Raw genomic sequence first — 18282 nt, 5'->3', positions numbered from 1 at the left:
CATGTCACCCATGCGTGGTCAGCCCGCCGGGAACACCGTGAACGCCGTCATCCAGGCGCGCGCGTCGTCGAACAGGCTGCCAGGAAAGGTCCTGCGCCCCCTGGGCGGGCGCAGCGTGCTCGGCTGGGTCGTGCGCGCCGCCGCGGCCACGCCCGGCATCGACAAGGTGATCGTGGCCACCTCGCAGGCCCCCGACGACGACGGCGTGGCCGAGGAGGCCGTGCGCGTGGGTGCGGAGGTGGTGCGCGGCCCGCTCGACGACGTGCTGGCGCGGTTCGTGCTGGCCTGCGAGCGGCACCCCGCGGCCGCGATCGTGCGGCTGACCGCCGACTGCCCGCTGCTCGACCCCGAGGTGATCGGCCGCATCGTCACGCTGTGGCGCGCGGACCCGTCGATCGACTACCTGAGCACCACGCTCGTCGGCGGCACGCTCGGCCGCACCATGGCGCGCGGGTTCGACGCGGAGCTGGTGCGCCACGACGTGCTCGCCGAACAGGACGTGATCGCGACCGGCGCGGCCCGCGAGCACGTGACCTCGGGCGTCTACGGCGACCCCGGCCGGTACTCGTGCGTCGGCGTGGTCGTGACCCCGCCGTCGGAGGACCTGCGGGTCACCGTGGACACCCCGGAGGACCTGGCGCTGCTCGAAGCGGTCGTCGCGGAACTCGGCGACGGGATCCCCTCCTGGCGCTCGGTCGTGTCGCTGCTGCGGTCGCGCCCCGACCTGGTCGTGCTGAACGCGCACGTCGAGCAGAAGAAGCTCACCGGGTGACCCGGCTCCTGCTGCGCGCCGACTCGTCGGCGACGATCGGCGCCGGGCACATCGCGCGCGTCGTGGCGTTCGCGGAAGAGGCCGTCGGTCGCGGATGGACGGTCGAGTTCTCCGGGCACACCGAAAACGCGGGCTGGCTCGCGTCCCGGTTGGACGAACTGGGCGTCCGCCGCCTGCCGCCCGTCGAACTCGGATCCGCCGCCCGCGCCTTCGACGCGGTGCTCGTCGACCACTACGGCATCGGTGAAGTGCGCGCCGAGGTGCGGGCGGCGGGCGCGGTGCTGGTGTCCATGGAGGACGGCACGTTCGGCAGGCGCGCCGCCGATGTCGTGGTGGACTGCGGGTTCGCCCCCGCGCCCCGGCCGGACGACGGGTCTTCGATCGTCCTTCGCGGACCGGAATACGCGCCGGTGCGCGGTGTGGTCCGCGCGGCGAGGGAAAAGCGCGCGGCACGCGAAACCGAGAACGCCCCGGTGCGCGTGCTCGTCGTGCTCGGCGGCGGTGGCGTGTGGGTTGACGCCGTCGAGTCCCTTTTTGCCGCTTTGCGGGACACCGGGTTGCCGTTCTCGGCGGAGGCGCTCGTGCGCGGTGAGCCGTCGGTGCCCGAAGCCCGCCCCGGCCAGGAGTTCCGGCTGTCGCCGCCGGGGACGAACCTGCCCGAACTGCTCGCCGGAACCGATCTCGCGCTCAGCGCCGCCGGGGTCACCCTGCTCGAACTGTGCTGCGTCGGCGTGCCGACCGCGCTCGTGCAGCTCGTGGACAACCAGGCGACCGGCTACCGCGCCGCGCTCGACCTCGGGCTCGCCGCCGGGATCGGCACCGTGGACCACCTCGACGCGCACGAGGTCCTCACCGGGCTCCTCGGCAGCGCCGCACGACGCGCCGGGCTGGCGTCCGCCGCGTCCGCCGTCATCGACGGCCGCGGCGCGGCGCGCGTGCTCGACGCCGTGCGGTCCCGGACGGACGCTCGGTAGCACCGCGGTCCCGGCTTGCGTCACCCGGTCGTGGCGTGCCTAGCATGGGGCGATGGCGGATTCGGACGAGCGCGCCGAGCGGGCCGGCCCCCCGAGGCGCGCGCGGTACTACCTGGTCGCGCCCGCGGGTTTCCCCAACTACGGCGACGAACTGATCGCGGCGGGGTGGCTGCGCCACCTCGCCGAGGTGGCGCCGGACGCCGACGTATGGGTCGACACGCACTCACCCGGCTCCGCGGCCGTGCTGCTCGACGGGCTGCATCCCCGGCTGCGCTTCACCGAGACGCTGTGGCGGCTGTGCTGGGAAGCCCCCTCGGACGAGCCGTGGGAGATCGCGTCCTGGGTGCAGTCCGCGGTGCACAACCCCGGGATGGCGCCGCGCTGGCACCACGGCATCGAACTGCTCGCCGGCGCCGACGTGGTGCACCTCGTCGGCGGCGGGTACGCCAACGCGCTGTGGCCGCGGCACATCGGGCTGCTCTCGGGTGCCGTCGCGGCGGTCAAGCGCTCCGGCGGGCGCGCCGCGATGACCGGGCAGGGCCTGCTGCCGGTGCGCGACGAGACCACCGCGCTGCTGTGCGCGCTCGCGGACCGGTTCGACGTCGTCGACGTCCGTGACGAGCCGTCGGCCGAGCTGCTCTCCGTCAGCACCGGTGTCGACGACGTGTTCCTCGCCGTGCGGCCCGAGCTGTACGCACCGGCCGAGGACGCGCCGGAGGTGATGCTGTGCCTGCAGTCCGACCTGCTCGAAGGCGGTTCCGCGAAGCTCGCCGCGATGGTGCTGTCGACGCTGCGGTCGTGGAAGGTCGACCCGGAGCGGATCGGCGTCGTCGAAGGCATGCCGCGCGCCGACCGTGACGTCTACGCGCTGTTCGAGCACGAAATCCCGGGCGCCCGGTTCTACCCGTTCGCCGAGATCTGGGACGGCGGGCTGCCCGTCGCACCCGGCCAGACCTGGCTGTCCACCCGCTTCCACCTGCACCTCGTCGCCGCCGCCGGTGGCGCGCCCGGCGTCGCGATCTCGGTGCGCCCCGACTACTACGCGGTCAAGCACCGCTCGCTGGCCGCGCTCGGCTCCGGGTGGACCGTGCACGAGGACCTCGCCGCGGTGCCCGACCGGCCGGCTGGCTCCGGTTTCCCGGCGGCCGCCGTCGAGGACTACGCCGCCGCGAAACGGGCCGTCGCGAACCGGATCTACCCGGAGCCGCCCGCTCCGCGCCGACTCTGGCCCCGCCTGGGCCGCTCCTGACCCGGGCCGCCTGAGGCGCGTGCGGCGCTAAAACTCGCGCTGGGCGGGCCACGCGCTCGATCAGGTCCCCCGCTTCGTCTCTTGGGTACAGCTCGCCGAACTCGTCCTGCTGCCACTGAGCCCGGGGGTCGGCTACGGCATCGGCCGTGCCTGCCACCGCGACGAATACACCTCGTTCCACGCGGCGGGCCCACCCGGCCCGGCGGGGAGGTCTTCGCCGCCGAGCCCGGCCGGGGTTCGTCAGAGGTACTGGCCGGTGCCGCTGATACCGGGGATCGGGCCCTCGTGGGCCGCCGAGCTGCCCGGCGGCAGGCCGCGGCGCATCTGCTCCAGCTGCACCCGTGCCGCCATCTGCTGCGCGAACAGCGCGGTCTGGATGCCGTGGAACAGGCCCTCCAGCCAGCCGACGAGCTGGGCCTGCGCGATCCGGAGCTCCGCGTCCGACGGCGTCTGGTCCTCGGTGAACGGGTGCACCAGCCGCTCGAGTTCGTCCTGCAGCTCGGGCGCGAGGGCCTGTTCCAGCTCCTTCACCGAGGTCTGGTGGATCTCGCGCAACCGGTTGCGGCTCGCGTCGTCGAGCGGTGCGGCGCGGACCTCCTCCAGCAGCTGCTTGATCATCGTCCCGATCCGCATCACCTTCGCGGGCTCTTCGACGAGGTCGCCGACGGACTCGGTGTGTTCGATCTCGCCGTCGGCCCCCTGCGTGAGACGCGCCGTGCCGACCGGGGAGCCGTCCGGGCCAACGACCACCACGTGGTGTGACTGTTCGTCCTCGCCGTTACCGGCTGTGTCTGGATTCGAGGAAATCGGCTCGCTCATGTGCTCCATCCTGGCCTACGCCCGGCACGCTCCGCAGCGCGTGCCGGTGACATACCGGCGGTCCGTATCCGAGCGTAGCGAGACCGGTCGCGCGGCGTGGCCGCGAGCCCAACCCCGCCCGCGAGGCGAAACCGCGCCTCCGTACGGTGTCACCATGGCGTTCGACGTCGCTCGAATTCGTGGGTTGTTCCCCGCGCTGGGTGACGGCTGGATTCACTTCGACGGCGCTGCCGGAATGCTGGTACCTGAACAGGTCGCTTCGGCCGTGTCGACGGCGATGCGCGCGCCGGTTTCCGGACCGGGGGGTGCTTTTCCGGCCTCCCAGCGCGCGGAAACGATCGTGACCGCCGCGCGGCGCGCGGTGGCGGACCTGGCCGGGGCCGACCCGGCCGGTGTCGTGCTGGGCCCGAGCGCTTCGGTCCTGCTGCGCCGCCTCGGCGACGCGCTGTCGGAGCGGTGGACGCTCGGCGACGAGGTCGTGGTGTCCCGGCTCGACGAGCAGGCGAACCTGGCCCCGTGGAAGCGCGCCACGAAACGGGCCGGTGCCGTGCTCCGGTGGAGCGAGATCGACATCGAGACCTGCGAGCTGCCCGCGTGGCAGTACGAGAACCTCGTGTCGGCGCGCACCAAGGCCGTCGCGATCACCGCGGCCTCCGGCTCCGTCGGCACCCGGCCGGACGTCCCGACTATCGTCGAGTTCGCCAAGCGGGTCGGCGCGCTGGTGGTCGTCGACGCGACGTACGCGGCCCCCTTCGTGCCGCTCGACATCGCCGAGCTCGGCGCCGACGTGATGGTGCTGTCCGCCCAGTCCTGGGGCGGGCCGTCGATCGGCGCGCTGGTCTTCCGCGATCCCGAACTGCTGGAGCGGCTGCCGTCGGTCTCGCTCGACCCCGGCGCGCGCGGGCCGTCGCGGATGGAACTCGGGCCGCACGCCTACCCGCTGCTCGCCGGTGTCGTCGCCTCGGTCGACTACCTCGCCGGCCTCGACGACGCCGCCACCGGCTCACGCCGCGAACGGCTGGTCACCTCGCTCGGCTCCGCGAAGTCCTACCACGCGGGCCTGCTCGCGCAGCTCTCCACCGAGCTGCGCTCGCTGCGGCACGTGATGGTCATCGGCGACGCGATGCGCAGGATCCCCGCGCTCGCGTTCACCATCGCCGGCAAGAAGGCACCCGAGGTCGCGGACTACCTTGCTTCCCAAGGACTCTGCGCGTTCGCCGACGACGGGTCGAGTGGGGTGTTCGCGTCGCTCGGGGTGGGTGAGGTGGGTGGCGCGGTGCGGATCGGGCTGGCGCACTATTCGAACGTGTTCGAGATCAACCAGCTGGTCCGGGTGCTCGAAGAGCTGCGCTAGGACTTCGCCGCCAGCAGCACCTTGCCGAACACGCCGCCCTCGTCCAGCGCGCGGTGCGCCGCCGAAGCCTCCGCCATCGGCGTCACCTGGCCGACGATCGGTTGCACCGAGCCGCTTTCCACCAGCGGCCAGAGCCGTTCGCGGACGTCGGCGACGATCCGGCCCTTGTCCTCGACGGGGCGGCCGCGCAGTCCCGCCGCGGCGACGGAAGCCCGCTTGCCGAGCAGCGCGCCGATGTTCAGCTCGCCCTTGAAGCCGCCCTGCATGCCGATCACCGCGAGCCGCCCGCCGATCTTGAGCGCGTCGATGTTGCGGCCGAGGTACTTGGCGCCCATGTTGTCCAGGATGACGTCCGCGCCGCCGAACTCCTTGCGCACCTCTTCGACGAAGTCCTGTTCGCGGTAGTTCACCACCAGGTCGGCGCCGAGCTGACGGCACCGGTCGAGCCGCTCCGGCGATCCCGCGGTCACCGCGACGGAGGCCCCGAGCGCCTTGCCGACCTGGATCGCGTGCGTGCCGATCCCGCCGGCGCCGCCGTGCACCAGCAGCACCTCGCCCTCGGTGAGACCGGCGCCCATCGCGACCATCGACCACACCGTGCAGGCGACCTCGGGCAGCCCCGCGGAGGCGAGCAGGCTCACCTCGCCCGGCACGGGGAGGAGTTGCACGGCGGGCACCACGACCTTTTCCGCGTAGCCGCCGCCCGCGAGCAGCGCGCACACCTCGTCGCCGACCTGCCAGCCCTCGGCACCGGGGCCCAGCTCGGCGACCGTGCCGGAGCATTCCAGGCCGAGGATTTCGCTGGCACCCTGCGGCGGCGGGTAGTTTCCCTGGCGCTGCAGCAGATCGGCGCGGTTGACGGCGCTCGCCGTCACGTCGAGCAGCACCTCACCCTCGCCGGGCACCGGGTCGGGCACCTCGGCCCACTCGAGAACGTCAGGGTCGCCGAATTCGCGGATCGTGATCGCGTGCATGCGCCCGACTGTATGCCCGCCGCGACGGGCTGAGCCAGGTGAGCCGCGTCAACCCAGGTCGCGCGCGCCGAACGTGTCGCAGCGCGCGGGGTCACCGGTGGAATAGCCGGTGGTGAACCACTTTTCCCGTTGCTTCGAGGTGCCGTGCGTGAACTTCGAGCGGTCCACCCTGCCGCCGCCGAGCTTGGTCTGGATGTAGTCGTCGCCGATCCGGGACGCGGTGTCCAGCGCCCGCTTGACGTCGTCGTCGGTGATGTCGGAGATGAGCGGTTTCCCGCTCTCCGCCGGGGTCGTGGTGGCGTGGTTCGCCCACGTACCCGCGTAGCAGTCCGCCTGCAGCTCCAGCCGGACGGAGCCGGACGACGCGCCGCTGCCCTTGCCGACCCGCGAGGACGTGCCCAGCAGGTTCTGCACGTGGTGCCCGTACTCGTGCGCGAGCACGTAGGCCTCCGCGAACGGGCCGCCTTCCGCGCCGAACCGCGTGCGCAGCTCGTCGAAGAACGCCAGGTCGATGTAGACCTCGGAATCGGCGGGGCAGTAGAACGGGCCGACGTCGGACGACGCGTTGCCGCAGCCGGTGCGCACGCCGCCGTTGAAGAAGTTCGTCGGCGCCTTGCGGTAGGTGGTGCCGGAGCGCTGGAGCTGCCCGCCCCAGTAGTCCTGGATCGAGTTGATCGTCGCGACGATCGCGCAGTCGTGCTTGCGGTTCGCGTCCGCGCCGGTCCGGCACTCCTGGGAGAGGGAGCCGTTGTCGACCTGCCTGCCGGAGCCGACCCCGCTGAGCCCGCCGGGCGCCGCCGCGTTCGAGCCTCCGCCGATCCCACCGCCGATCCCGCCGCCGAACTGGGAGAACAGGAAGTAGATCACGAGCCCGACGACGCCGAGCCCGCCGCCGCCGAGCGCGACCCTGCCGCCGATCCCGCCGCCACCGCCGCCACCGCGCAGGTCTTGGACTTCGGACGTGTCGAGGCCTGCGTCATCGTCGAATCTCACGGTGCGGAGAATATCGTGCAGACCCGGCAAATGCCTGGGTGCGGCCTCCCGTCGGAGACCGCACCCAGGACTTACCGAGGTTTGTCCATTGTGCTGGACAGGTGTTGTTGTTGGACAGGTTGTGCTCACTGTCGGGCGGTTGGCCACACGCGGGTCGGTTCGGCGTCCTGCGCTGCCGGCACGTCTCAGAGGCCGCGCCGAAACAGGCTCGAATCACGCCGCTGTGCGCGAAGAGAAGTGGATGAGCGCACTCGGAGGTTCACCCGTAACTGCTCACAATCGCGACCGGGCTGGTGTCAGGCCACCTCGATCGTGGGGTCACAGCAGGCGGTCAACCGCAAGGAACCGTTCGTCACCACACCACCTTGCCTCTCCCGGGAAGGGGCCCGAACAGTCGAACCCGGTGGTTCGGCTCGGCTCGGGTCTGGCATCCGATGACATCCAAGGATGCGCTTCTGTGGCGCAAGTCTCAACCGTTTCGTAATCGCTCGAACGGGGAAACTTTTCACGCCGCGGCGGCGGCATTCCCGCGACGAGGCCGAGATCGGCCGGGCGGAGCTTTCCGCGCGTGGAGGTTCTACTCTGCGTAGGTGACCGAGGGAGCAGTGTGAGCGAGGACCCCCATGGTGTTCGCTGGCTCAGTGACGACGAGATGCACGCGTGGCGTTCCTACATCGTCGCCACCATGAGACTGCGCCAGCGCCTGCACAGGGAACTCGCCGAACGTCACGACGTGTCACTCACCGACTACGAAGTGCTCGTCTGCGTCGCGATGCAGCCGGACCACCGGATCCGGATGAACGAACTCGCCACACTGCTCGGCTCCACCAAGAGCAGGCTCTCCCACCAGGTCGGCCGGATGGAGACCGACGGGTACCTGCGCCGCGTCAAGGACCCCGAAGACCGCCGCGGCGTCGTCGCCGAACTGAGCCCCGAAGGCATGGCACTGCTGGAAAGCGCCGCCCCCACCCACGTCGAAGGCGTCCGCGCGCACCTCATCGACCTGCTCTCCACCGGCGAACAGGCCGCACTCGGAGAAGCCTTCACGAAGGTCTTGGAACACCTGTCGGCCACCGACACCTGAACCGCTACCCTCGTGGCAGGGAAGCGTGGCAGAGCGGCCGAATGCACTCGCCTTGAAAGCGAGCGTTGGGAAACCAACCGGGGGTTCAAATCCCTCCGCTTCCGCATTGGGGAGTGTGCCGGCGGAGTGCGCCGACCATCATGCTCCAGTCATTTCCCCCGGGGCCGAGCCCCGGACCCCGGCCGGAGGCTCCGCCCTCGGCACCCCCGCTACTGGGGGCGGGCGGGTCTGGGGAAGCGCGCGTTTCTTGGGGCTGGGTAAGGGCGCGTTGCTGTTTGCCGGGAAGTGTGCGGTGTCGCTCGGGGAGGGCGGGGGACCTGGCCGGTCAGCGGGGGCTGAGCGGCCAGGCGGGGCCTACCGCGTGGTGCCGGGTTTGGGTGGGCAGGTCTGCCAGTGGAAGTGGTAGACGGTGCTGTAGTCGGTGTCGGTCGAGTCCATGGTGGCGAAGCTGGTCGTCTCCTTGGTGTTCGACGTGCCCGCGTCCACCCGCAGTTCGGTGTTGATGTTGAAGTTGCGCTCTTCACCGCACGGCGCGTACACGACCTGGTCGACCCCGATCTTGTCGGTGGACTGCCAGTTGTCGTCCTTCGGCCCGTCGAACTTGTGCGAAACCGGGATCGTCTGCGACATTCCCTGGAAGTAGTAGTTCGCCTTTTCGGTGAAGCTCGCCCCCTTCTTGATGTTCGCGTAACCGCGGTAGTCGGTCTGCGCGATCGCGTAGGTGAACCCCGACGGAACGTGCACGACGAGGCTGAGCTGGCAGTTCTTGCGGAAGTCCGTCGGTTTCGCGCCGACGCCGACCTGGGCGAGGTAGTCGCTGTAGGTCACCGTGAACTTCGTGTTGTCCGTGGAGACCGCCACCGCCGCACTGCCCTGCGGACAGCCGGAACCGTTGACGGTAACCACATCGATGACTATCTTGTCCGGCGGCGGGTCCGGGAAATGCGGCCCTTGTGCGGCGCTCGCGGGTGCCGTGACCGCCGAAAAAGCCAATAGGGTAGCGGCTATGGAATTGAGCATCGAATTAACCTCCGGCATCATGCCATTCGTTGGCCGATCGGAACGTCAACAACAGAATGTTCGGCAGAGCGGGGTGTGCCAGTGTCGGTAGCTGCCAGGCAAACCGGAAGCAAGCGCGTCAGATCGCATTCATGGCCGACGTGCTTCCGGGGCAGTTGTTAAAACGCGGCGGCCGTTCTTTGGCGCGAAGAGCGGTCGCCGCGCGTGGTGGGTCTTCGGTCGTCAGCACTTCTTCCAGTGGAAGTGGTACTTGGTGCTGACGCCGCCGTCGGTGGAGTCCATGGACACGAAGCTGCTGTTGTTGCCCGAGGAGCCCGCGTTCACCCGCAGTTCGGTGTTGACGTTGAGGAAGCGCTCCTCGCCGCACGGTGCGTAGACCAGGTCCGCGGTCTGCGTGCGGTCGGTGAACTGCCAGTTGTCGTTGTACGGCCCGCCGAACGGGTGCGAGGACCGCGTGGTGGGCGAGGTGCCCTGGATGTAGTAGCTGGCCTGCTGCACCGCGCTGGCACCCTTCGACAGGTACGCGAAACCGCGGTAGTCGGCCTGCTCGACCGCGTAGGTGAAGCCCTGCGGAATGTGCACGCGCAGCCCGAGCTGGCAGTTCTTCCGCAGATCGGTCGGGCCGGAGCCGTCGCCGACCTGCGCGGTGTACTGGCTGTAGGTCACGGTGAAGGCGGTGTTGTCGGTCGCGGTGGCCACGGCGGCCGTTCCGCGCGGGCAGCCGGAGCCGTTGACGGTTTCGACGTCGATGACTACCCGGTCGGGCGGGGGAGGATCGGCGACCTGAGCGGCCGCGGGGGCGGACATCATGGACAAGGCCATGCCGGCGGCGGTGATCATGGTGAGCATGCGTTACCTTCCAACGAATGGCAATTGTTCCGGGGTGCACCGGGCAGGCGGGGACGAATCTGCCCGACTCGACTGTCCTCGTCCACCATCGGCCGAACAAGCGCGGTAACACCGGGCGGGCTACGTATTTATTGGCGCCCTGAAACGTTTTGTCGTCCGCCCGGCGGCGGGATGCGCCGATCGGCCCTACCTAGCCTGACGCACGCCACCCGGGTGTGAACGCGCGTCGACACCAGCGTTTTCGCCGCTATGAACCGGCGCGACGGGAACGTGCGCCAAGCGTGCCCGAATCGAGACCGGGACCGGTGGTGCGATTTCGCGTGAAAACCCACTCGGCGAGAATGGGAAAGCCCCCCGGAAAGGGAGGGTCAGGACTTGGCTGCCTTCGCGGCGATCCGGGCCTGCACTTCGGGGCGGCGCAGCGGCGGCACGGTGGCGGGCGGCTGGCGCCGCTCGGGCAGTGCCGCGAGCAGGCGCGTGGTCGTTTCGGTCACCTCGGCGACGGCGGTTTCGAAGGCATCGCGGGTGGCGTCCGAAAGGGATTGGACCCCGCTCACCTTCCGCACGTACTGGCGCGCGGCGGCTTCGATTTCCTCGGCGGTGGCCGACGGCTCCAGGCCACGCAGCGTGGTGATGTTCCGGCACATGCACTTCAGCGTACGCGCGGGCGCCCGGCGGCACAGGCGATTTCGGACCGTCGCGGACGGCAACCGGGAGGTCACCCGATCGAGTCTATTTTCGACGGTCTTGCGTTAATTCATGGTGCTGACGGTCGCATTACCGGCGCGCGCTGCTAACTTCGGTGCTGCCTCGAGCTAGCAGTGCGTGCCGCTCCGGTCACGCGACGCACGCGGCGGCCGCGGCGGCTGCAGTGCTGAAGCTGCAGTGGTTGAGAGCGAACTGTTGCAGGCGAACTTTCCCCGTACTGGGAGGCATTCGTATGGTGCGCGTCGCCACGCGGCCCCGCTCCGGCGCCGAGCCGGACATCTCCTTCACCGACCGCACCGGCATCGTCGCGGCGAGCGTGCCGACGCCGAGGGCCCCGCTGCCCGCGGAACGCGTGCCGGGGTCGCCGAAGCGGAAGCACGGCGTCCTCGCGTGCGCGGCGCTCGCGTTCGTCATGGCCGGCTGGGTCGCGGGCACCGTGTTCGGCGGCCAGTCCGAGACGCGCACCACGACCCAGCTCGCGGATCCCTCGCCTGCCCTCGTCGAGGCACCCGAGGCCGGATCGGTACCGCCGCGGGCCCCTTCCGCCGCACTCGAACCGATGCTGCCCGCGCCCGCCCCGGCATCCGTGCGCGTTCAGCGACCGCAAGCGCCGAAGGCCACCGCCGCGCCGCCGAGCAGCAGCACCCGCAAGGCGCCGCCGCAGACCGTGCGGCCCCGCGTGGACACGCCGCCGCCGGCACCGAAGCGGAACGATCCCGTCGGCGGCCCGATCGAGCAGATGACCCGCCCGTGGCTGGACGCCGCGAAATCGGTCCTGGACGGGTTCATGGGCGGGAACGATCGGGCCCGTGCCACCGGTATTCGTGCTCGGGACGGCCGGTAGCGCCGTAGCGCAGGCCCATCGTCACCGAGCCCGATTCCGTCAGGGCGGTCAGGTACCGCTGCGCCGTCGCGCGCGCGATGCCGAGCTCCCCGGCGATTTCCGCGGCCGAAAGCGGCCCGTCAGCCTGCTTGAGCTGGTCGGAGATCAGCCGTGACGTGGCGCTCGACTGCCCCTTCGGCGCGGCGCTGCGGTCCTGTTCGTGCAGCGTGCGGAACGCGCGGTCGATCTCGTCCTGGCCGAGGTTGCCGTCGGCGGGCAGCAGCGAGCGGTAGCGCGCGTAGCTGAGCAGCCGTTCGGTGAGCTGACGCGTGGTGAACGGTTTCACCAGGTAGTTGACCGCGCCGCCGCGCACGGCCGCGCGCACCGAGCGCGCGTCCGCCGCCGCGGACAGCACGATCGCGTCCGCCGGCAGGTCCGGCAGCAGCGCGAGGCCCGATTCGTCGGGCAGGAACACGTCCAGCAGCACCAGGTCCGGCGCCAGCTCCCGCACGCGCGCCCGCGCCTCGGCCGCGGTGTGCGCGGTGCCCACCACGGTGAACCCCGGTGTCCCCTCGACGAAACCGGCGTGCACGCCCGCCACCCGGAAGTCGTCGTCGACGATCAGCGTCCTGATCATGGGAGTTCCCCTCCGTCCGGTCCGCCGCCCACGATTCCGGGCAGTGCCGCCACGAACAGCGCGCCGCTGTTCTCGCCGCCGGGGTCGCCCAGCCACACGTCACCGCCGCGTGCCCGCGCCGCCTGCCTCGCGAGCGCGAGGCCGAGGCCGTGTCCCGGCGTCAGTTTGGTGGTCGCACCCTCGGTGAAGAGGGTTTCCCGCAACTCGGCCGGGATCCCGTCTCCACTGTCCACTACGGACAGGTGCAGTTCGCTTCCCTGCGCCAGCAAAGCGATCTCCACGGTCGCCGGCCGCCGGTCGCCCATCCTGGCCGCGTGCAGGGCGTTGTCGAGGAGGTTTCCCGTCACCGTGTTGAGCGCGATCGGGTCGGTGGTCGCCGCCGGTACCCACGAATCGTCCGAGACCCGCAACGCGACGCCCTTTTCCACGGCCTGCTCGGTTTTCGCGACGAGCAGCGCCTGCAGGTACGGATCGGCCACCGTCTCGCCGACCGGGCCCGCGCCCGACGCGACGGAATCGGTGAGCGTCTGCAGGTACTCCACGGCCTCGTCGCGGTGTCCGAGCTGCAGCAGCCCGGACAGGGTGTGCAGCCGGTTGCGGTACTCGTGGCGCTGCGCGCGCAGGCCGTCGGTCAGCGAGCGCACCGAGTCGAGTTCCCTGGTCAGCGTTTCGAAATCGGTGCGGTCGCGCAGGGTCAGCACGGTGCCCAGCTCGCGGTCGTCGTGGCGCACCGCGCGGGAGTTGACCACCAGCACCCGTTCGCCCGCGACGGCGAGCAGGTTGGTGACCTCGGCGCCGTCCGCCAGCGCGGTCCGCAACCGCGGCGAGATGTCCAGTTCGGACAGATCGGCGCCGACCGGCAGCGCGATGCCGAGCAGGCGCCCGGCTTCTTCGTTGCACACCGTGATCCGGTTCTCCCCGTCGACGGCCAGCACGCCTTCGCCGATCCCGTGCAGCACGGCTTCGCGTTCGTAGAGCAGTTCGGTCAGTTCGTGCGGTTCGAGGCCGTGGGTCTGGCGGCGGAGCCGCCGCGTCAGCAGCGCGGAGGCGCCGATGCCGAGCAGCAGCGCGAGCCCGCCGAATCCGCCCGCGACGAGCAGCAGGTGCTGGAAGTCGGCGGTGGGGTCGTCGGTTTCGAAGCCCACGCTCACCTCGCCGACGATGCGGCCGCCAGGTGTTTTCACGTAGGTCTTGCTGCGCACCGACAGGCCCAGCGTGCCCTTTTCGACCGCGCTGGCGACCTCGCCACCACCGATCGGTACGCGGTAGTCGGTGCTGACCGGCTGGCCGATCTGCGTCGGATCGGGGTGCGCCAGCCGGATTCCCCGGTCGTCGGTGATCACCACGAACGACGTGTCGGTACGCGTCCGGACGGCGAGCGCGTGCGACTGGAGCGCCCCGCCCGCGCGTTTCGCGGCGACATCGGCGACCACGGCCTGGTCCGCCGCCACCGAACGCGCGATCGCGAGCGCGCGCTGCCCGTAATCGTCGGTCAGCGTGTTCCGCAGCAGCGCCGCGACGAGCGCGAGCCCGACGACGAGGAGCAGCACGACCACGCCGACCTGCAGCAGCAGGATCTGCCTGCTGAACCGCAGCCGCGCGAACAAGCCCCGTTCCGCCATGCAGCGCACCGTACTCGCAGGTCAAGAGCGTGAGCAAAACGTGCGAAACGCGAAGAAGGCGCCGTGGCGAAGCAGAACGCGGACAAGCTTCACCTCGCGGCGACGGCCTCCTACCTTGCACTGTGACCGGCAGCACATGACCGGCAGCACAGACGAAGGAGTCGCCGCGATGGCCCCACCGCTGATCGAACTGGCGGGTGCGACGAAACGGTTCCCGAGCGGGAGCGGATCGGTGCACACCGCGGTTCGGGACCTGGACCTCACCGTCGGCGAGGGCGAGTTCGTCGCCGTCGTCGGCCCGACCGGGTGCGGGAAGTCGACGACCCTCTCGCTCGTTTCCGGCCTGCAGCCCGCGTCGGCGGGGATGGTCAGGGTGAACGGTGCCGACGTCCGGTCCATTCCGGACGGTGTCGGGTACATGTTCCAGACGGACGCGGTGATGCCGTGGCGTTCCGTGCTGGACAACGTGGCCTCCGGCCCGCGGTTCCGCGGGGTGCGCAAGGCGGAAGCCCGCGCGCGGGCCGCGGACTGGATCGAACGCGTCGGGCTCAAGGGTTTCGAGAAGTACTACCCGCACCAGCTTTCCGGCGGCATGCGCAAACGCGTCGCGCTCGCGCAGACGCTGGTCACCAGCCCGCGGATCCTGCTGATGGACGAGCCGTTCTCCGCGCTCGACGTGCAGACGCGCGCGCTCATGCAGGACGAGCTGCTGCGCCTGTGGGCCGGCAGCGACGCCGCGGTCATCTTCGTGACGCACGACCTCGACGAGGCGATCGCGCTCGCCGACCGGGTGGTGGTGATGACGGCCAGCCCGGCCACGGTCAAGGACGTGTTCGAGGTGCCGCTGCCGAGGCCGCGCGCGGTCGAGGAGCTGCGGCTGACCGAGGAGTTCATGGGGTTGTACCGCCAGGTCTGGGAATCGCTGCGGACCGAGGTCGACAAGGCGCGTGAGAGGGGTGCGGGCAATGCCGCGTGATGCCGTGCTGACGAAGGAAGAACCGGCCTCGCGGGTCTACGAGTCCGAAGAGGACATTCTCGCCAGGCAGCGCACGAAGACGCGGCGCCGCAAGCGCAACATCTGGTTGCTGCGGCTGGGCATCCTGGCCGCCTGGCTGGGTAGCTGGGAGCTGACCGCGACGCTGTGGATCGACCCGTTCTTCTACTCGAAGCCGTCGAAGATCTGGGAACGGCTCGTCGAATGGTTCAGCATCGGCACCGATTTCGGATCGATCTGGTACCAGCTCTGGGTGACCGTCGAAGAGGCCGTGATCGGGTTCGCCATCGGCTCCCTCGCGGGGGTGGTGCTCGGCGTGGTGCTCGGCCGCAGCGCCTACCTCGCCGATGTGCTGGCGCCGTTCATCAAAGCGGTCAACGCGGTGCCGAGGATCGTGCTCGCCGCGCTGTTCGTGATCTGGTTCGGCCTCGGGCTGACGTCCAAAGTGGCCACCGTGATCGTGCTGGTGTTCTTCGCGGTGTTCTTCAACGCCTTCACCGGTGCCCGCGAAGTGGACCGCAACCTCATCGACAACGCGCGGATCCTCGGCGCGAGCCGGTTGCAGGTGATGGGCTCGATCGTGCTGCCGAGCGCGACCTCGTGGATCCTGTCCTCCTTGCACACCGCGTTCGGGTTCGCGTTGATCGGCGCGGTGGTGAGCGAGTACGCGGGCGCCCGCGCCGGTGTCGGGTTCCTGATCTCGAACGCGCAGGGCACCTTCGACTCGGCTGGCATCTACGCGGGCATGATCATCATGACCGTGGTCGCGCTGATCGCCGAGTGGGGGATCGGCTGGCTGGAGCGCAAGCTGCTCCGCTGGCGGCCCAATGCCGGTGACAACGCCGCTTCCCCGATCTGAGGTGATGACGACGATGCGCAGGAAGATCGGGCTGCTGCTGGCGCTCGTGCTGGTGGCGGCGGGCACGATGGCATGCCGTGATTCGCGGACGCTGGACCTCGGCGAGGGCACCCCGCACCTCAAGATCGTGGTGGGCGGCCTGGAAAAGGTCATCTACCTGCCCGCGATGCTGACCCAGCAGCTCGGCGGGTTCAAGAAGGAAGGGCTCGACGTCGAACTGCTCGGCGAGCAGTCCGGTGCGACCGCCGAGACCGGGCTGATCTCCGGCGAGGTGCAGGGCGTGGTCGGGTTCTACGACCACACCATCGACCTGCAGGCCAAGGAGCAGTGCATCACGAGCGTGGTGCAGATGGCGAACATCCCCGGCGAGGCGGAGGTCATTTCGGCGAAGAAGGCGGGCGAGATCCGGTCCGCGGCCGACTTCCGCGGCCGCAAGCTCGGCGTCACCTCGCTCGGCTCGTCGACGGACTTCCTCACCAAGGCGCTCGCCGCGAAGGACGGAGTGTCCTCAAGCGACTACACGCCGGTGAAGGTCGGTGCCGGGCAGACGTTCATCGCGCCGCTCACCCGCGGCGAGATCGACGCGGGCATGACCACCGACCCGACGATCGCCCAGCTCACCACCACCGGCCAGGGCAAGGTGCTCTACGACCTGCGCACCGAGCAGGGCACGCGCGCCGCGCTGGGCGGGCTCTACCCGTCGACCTCGCTGTACATGAGCTGCGAGATCGTGCACCGGTACCCGGAGGTGGTGCAGAAGCTGGCGAACGCGTTCGTCGGATCGTTGCGCTGGATTTCCGCGCACAGCCCCGAGGAGATCGCGGCGAAGATGCCGCAGTCGTTCGCGGGCGGCAACCCGCGGCTGTACGTGAAGTCCATCAAGGACAGCATCGGGATGTTCAACGCCGACGGCAAGATGGACCCGGCCGCCGCGCGGAACGCGTTGCGGGTGCTGGCGAGCTTCTCGAAGAACGTGGCTCCGCGCAAGGACAAGATCGCGCTGGACAGGACCTACACCACGAAGTTCGCCGACGCGGCGGCCACCAAGCCGTGAGGGCGCCGGTGGCCCGCGCTCACCCGCGCAGGCCACCGACCGCCCACGCGACGACCATCAGCGCGAGGATCAGGGAAAGCCCGGCCTGGGCGAGCATGGTGAGCTTCGCCCAGCGGCGCAACGGCATCACGTCGGTCGGGCTGAACGCGGCGGCGTTGGTGAACGAGACGTAGAGGTAGTCGAGGTACCCGGGTTCCCAGTCGGGCGGGGCCAGCTTCGGGTCGCTCATCTGCGGGAACATGAAGTCCGGGTAGTCGGCCTCGCCGAGTGCGCGCGCCGCCGGGCCGCCGCGGTCGAACTCCCAGTACCACAGGGAAAACACCACGATGTTCGTCCAGTAGACGATCACGCCGGACAGCAGCACGCGACCGGCGCTGCCGGTGATGGACCCGTCCACGATGCCGATCACCAGCTCGATCGCGGACAGCGCGTTCGCCGCGCTGACCAGCGCGACGAGCACCAGCGAAATCAGGCGTTCGCGCCTGCTCCGCCGGTCCACCTTGCCGGGGTTGACCAGCAGCAGCGCGACAATGAGCAAAGTGGACAGTGCGGGCAGCAGCCAGCGCGGGCTCAGCACGAGCGCGCCGGGCAGGGCGAGCTGCGACGCGAGCGTGCCGGTGACCACGGCCATCGCCTGCCAGCGGCTCTCCCCCTCGGTCCTCCGCTGCCAGGCGGGCACACTCTCGGCGGTCATCGGCCCACGGTAATCGGGTCTGCCGCGCTTCCGCATGCTCGCCGCTTCTCCGCGGGGCGCTTCGTCGGCGGTAGGCAGCGGATCGTCCCCGAAGGCGCCTTTCGGGGAGTCTGACGCCGCGGACTCGGCCTTCGCGGTGTGCGGAGCATGCCTGGGGCTGGTGCCCTGAAGGTGGCCTTCGCGGCGTCAGATTCCCTCAAGGGCGCCTTCGGGGCATGAGCGCGGGAGTGGGGGAGGCGTGCGGGAGCGGCGAAGGCTCACGAGGTGGGGTTGAACCCGGGGTCGCATCCACGGCGTTCACGCCCCTGAAGGCGTCTTTCGGGGAGTCTGACGCCGCGAATCCCGCCTTCGCGAGGTGGCGGCTTCAATCGAGTATGCCCCGAAGGTGGCCTTTGCGGCATCTGAGTCCGTCAAGGGCACCTTCAGGGCATGCGGGAGCACCCTTGACCTCTGCAAGAGCATCATCAGGGCACCGGATGCCTCCTCATGAGGGGCACCGTGCATGCCCTGAAGGTCGCCTTCGGGGACGTGAGCGCCGCGAATTCCGCCCTCGTAGGAACTCGTGCTGTCCGGAGGGGATCGCGTGATGCCCCGAAGGGGACCCTCGGGGACCTGAGCACCCCCGAAGGGCACCTTCGGGGCATGAGCAGCGCCCCGCCGCGCGCCCGCGAGGGGGAGAACGTGGTGCTCACGTCCCCGACGGTCGCCTTCAGTCATCTGTGTCCCCTGGCGGGGACGGTCCTGCCAGGGGTGAAAATATGGCGCGCGCCTGCGGTGGAGGGGCGATCTTGCTGTGCCCGGCG

General features: G+C 70.3%; 18 protein-coding genes and 1 tRNA gene. 10 read left to right on the top strand and 9 right to left on the bottom strand.

The features are described from left to right. The first annotated feature begins 10 nt into the window (after positions 1–10). The 3 genes from ABD256_RS11125 to ABD256_RS11115 are packed head-to-tail and all read left to right on the top strand — an operon-like array spanning position 11 to position 2995. A complete protein-coding gene (locus ABD256_RS11125) occupies positions 11–772 on the top strand; it encodes a cytidylyltransferase domain-containing protein (protein ID WP_344416428.1) in 762 nt (253 codons plus the stop codon). Continuing rightward, on the top strand, positions 769–1746 hold the full coding sequence (locus tag ABD256_RS11120; protein WP_344416426.1) for a spore coat protein: 978 nt from the start codon (positions 769–771) through the stop codon (positions 1744–1746). Before ABD256_RS11125 ends, ABD256_RS11120 begins: the two co-directional genes overlap by 4 nt. Before the next feature lie 52 nt (positions 1747–1798). Further along, on the top strand, positions 1799–2995 hold the full coding sequence (locus tag ABD256_RS11115) for a polysaccharide pyruvyl transferase family protein (RefSeq protein ID WP_344416424.1): 1197 nt from the start codon (positions 1799–1801) through the stop codon (positions 2993–2995). A gap of 240 nt (positions 2996–3235) precedes the next feature. On the opposite strand, the gene ABD256_RS11110 is transcribed toward ABD256_RS11115, so the two are convergent. Next, positions 3236–3823, bottom strand: coding sequence for a bacterial proteasome activator family protein (locus ABD256_RS11110; protein WP_344416422.1), 588 nt, complete (start codon positions 3821–3823; stop codon positions 3236–3238). A 145-nt stretch (positions 3824–3968) separates the two neighbouring features. Here ABD256_RS11110 and ABD256_RS11105 point away from each other — a divergent pair, with 145 nt between their 5' ends. Continuing rightward, complete coding sequence (locus ABD256_RS11105; RefSeq protein WP_344416420.1) at positions 3969–5168, top strand: cysteine desulfurase-like protein; 1200 nt, start codon at positions 3969–3971, stop codon at positions 5166–5168. Here the strand turns inward: ABD256_RS11105 and ABD256_RS11100 are convergent. Continuing rightward, entirely contained in the window at positions 5165–6142 is a 978-nt protein-coding gene (locus ABD256_RS11100) for an NAD(P)H-quinone oxidoreductase (protein ID WP_344416418.1), read from the bottom strand. The genes ABD256_RS11105 and ABD256_RS11100 overlap by 4 nt on opposite strands. Before the next feature lie 48 nt (positions 6143–6190). After that, positions 6191–7135, bottom strand: a complete 945-nt coding sequence (ypfJ, locus tag ABD256_RS11095; protein ID WP_344416416.1) for a KPN_02809 family neutral zinc metallopeptidase — start codon at positions 7133–7135, stop codon at positions 6191–6193. A 607-nt stretch (positions 7136–7742) separates the two neighbouring features. Between ypfJ and ABD256_RS11090 the strand changes: the two genes are divergently transcribed. Both ABD256_RS11090 and ABD256_RS11085 read left to right on the top strand, forming a co-directional pair. Beyond that, entirely contained in the window at positions 7743–8219 is a 477-nt protein-coding gene (locus ABD256_RS11090) for a MarR family winged helix-turn-helix transcriptional regulator (protein WP_425546432.1), read from the top strand. A 19-nt stretch (positions 8220–8238) separates the two neighbouring features. Next, positions 8239–8323: transfer RNA gene (locus tag ABD256_RS11085), tRNA-Ser, on the top strand. A gap of 250 nt (positions 8324–8573) precedes the next feature. On the opposite strand, the gene ABD256_RS11080 is transcribed toward ABD256_RS11085, so the two are convergent. The 3 genes from ABD256_RS11080 to ABD256_RS11070 all read right to left on the bottom strand — a co-directional run bounded on the left by ABD256_RS11080 (position 8574) and on the right by ABD256_RS11070 (position 10735). Beyond that, complete coding sequence (locus tag ABD256_RS11080; protein WP_344416415.1) at positions 8574–9239, bottom strand: DUF4360 domain-containing protein; 666 nt, start codon at positions 9237–9239, stop codon at positions 8574–8576. 222 nt (positions 9240–9461) lie between these two features. Beyond that, positions 9462–10088, bottom strand: coding sequence for a DUF4360 domain-containing protein (locus ABD256_RS11075; protein WP_344416414.1), 627 nt, complete (start codon positions 10086–10088; stop codon positions 9462–9464). Positions 10089–10456: 368 nt separating this feature from the next. After that, positions 10457–10735: a DUF2277 domain-containing protein gene (locus tag ABD256_RS11070; protein ID WP_344416413.1), complete on the bottom strand. Its 279-nt coding sequence runs from the start codon at positions 10733–10735 to the stop codon at positions 10457–10459. 293 nt (positions 10736–11028) lie between these two features. Between ABD256_RS11070 and ABD256_RS11065 the strand changes: the two genes are divergently transcribed. Then, the gene (locus ABD256_RS11065; RefSeq protein ID WP_344416412.1) at positions 11029–11640 is read left to right on the top strand and encodes a hypothetical protein; all 612 of its coding nucleotides are present in this window, start codon (positions 11029–11031) and stop codon (positions 11638–11640) included. On the opposite strand, the gene ABD256_RS11060 is transcribed toward ABD256_RS11065, so the two are convergent. Together ABD256_RS11060 and ABD256_RS11055 are read right to left on the bottom strand one after the other, a co-directional pair. After that, on the bottom strand, positions 11582–12256 hold the full coding sequence (locus tag ABD256_RS11060) for a response regulator (RefSeq protein ID WP_344416410.1): 675 nt from the start codon (positions 12254–12256) through the stop codon (positions 11582–11584). The two genes, ABD256_RS11065 and ABD256_RS11060, sit on opposite strands and share 59 nt — an antisense overlap. After that, positions 12253–13878 carry a sensor histidine kinase gene (locus ABD256_RS11055; RefSeq protein ID WP_344416408.1) on the bottom strand — a complete coding sequence of 542 codons (1626 nt, stop codon included), beginning with the start codon at positions 13876–13878 and terminating at the stop codon, positions 12253–12255. Before ABD256_RS11055 ends, ABD256_RS11060 begins: the two co-directional genes overlap by 4 nt. A gap of 169 nt (positions 13879–14047) precedes the next feature. On the opposite strand from ABD256_RS11055, the gene ABD256_RS11050 reads away from it, so the two are divergent. The 3 genes from ABD256_RS11050 to ABD256_RS11040 are packed head-to-tail and all read left to right on the top strand — an operon-like array spanning position 14048 to position 16785. After that, on the top strand, positions 14048–14854 hold the full coding sequence (locus ABD256_RS11050; protein WP_344416407.1) for an ABC transporter ATP-binding protein: 807 nt from the start codon (positions 14048–14050) through the stop codon (positions 14852–14854). Continuing rightward, positions 14844–15731 (top strand): ABC transporter permease, encoded by an 888-nt coding sequence (locus ABD256_RS11045; protein ID WP_344416405.1) that lies wholly within the window; start codon positions 14844–14846, stop codon positions 15729–15731. Before ABD256_RS11050 ends, ABD256_RS11045 begins: the two co-directional genes overlap by 11 nt. Before the next feature lie 13 nt (positions 15732–15744). Then, the gene (locus tag ABD256_RS11040) at positions 15745–16785 is read left to right on the top strand and encodes an ABC transporter substrate-binding protein (RefSeq protein ID WP_344416404.1); all 1041 of its coding nucleotides are present in this window, start codon (positions 15745–15747) and stop codon (positions 16783–16785) included. A 19-nt stretch (positions 16786–16804) separates the two neighbouring features. Here ABD256_RS11040 and ABD256_RS11035 read toward each other — a convergent pair whose 3' ends face one another. Further along, positions 16805–17479 (bottom strand): hypothetical protein, encoded by a 675-nt coding sequence (locus tag ABD256_RS11035; RefSeq protein WP_344416403.1) that lies wholly within the window; start codon positions 17477–17479, stop codon positions 16805–16807. Between the last annotated feature and the right edge of the window lie 803 nt (positions 17480–18282).

Origin of the sequence: Amycolatopsis minnesotensis, assembly GCF_039529815.1 — a bacterium.
In the GTDB taxonomy this organism is placed as follows: Bacteria; Actinomycetota; Actinomycetes; order Mycobacteriales; family Pseudonocardiaceae; genus Amycolatopsis; species Amycolatopsis minnesotensis.
This window is presented reverse-complemented; position numbering and strand designations above follow the sequence as displayed.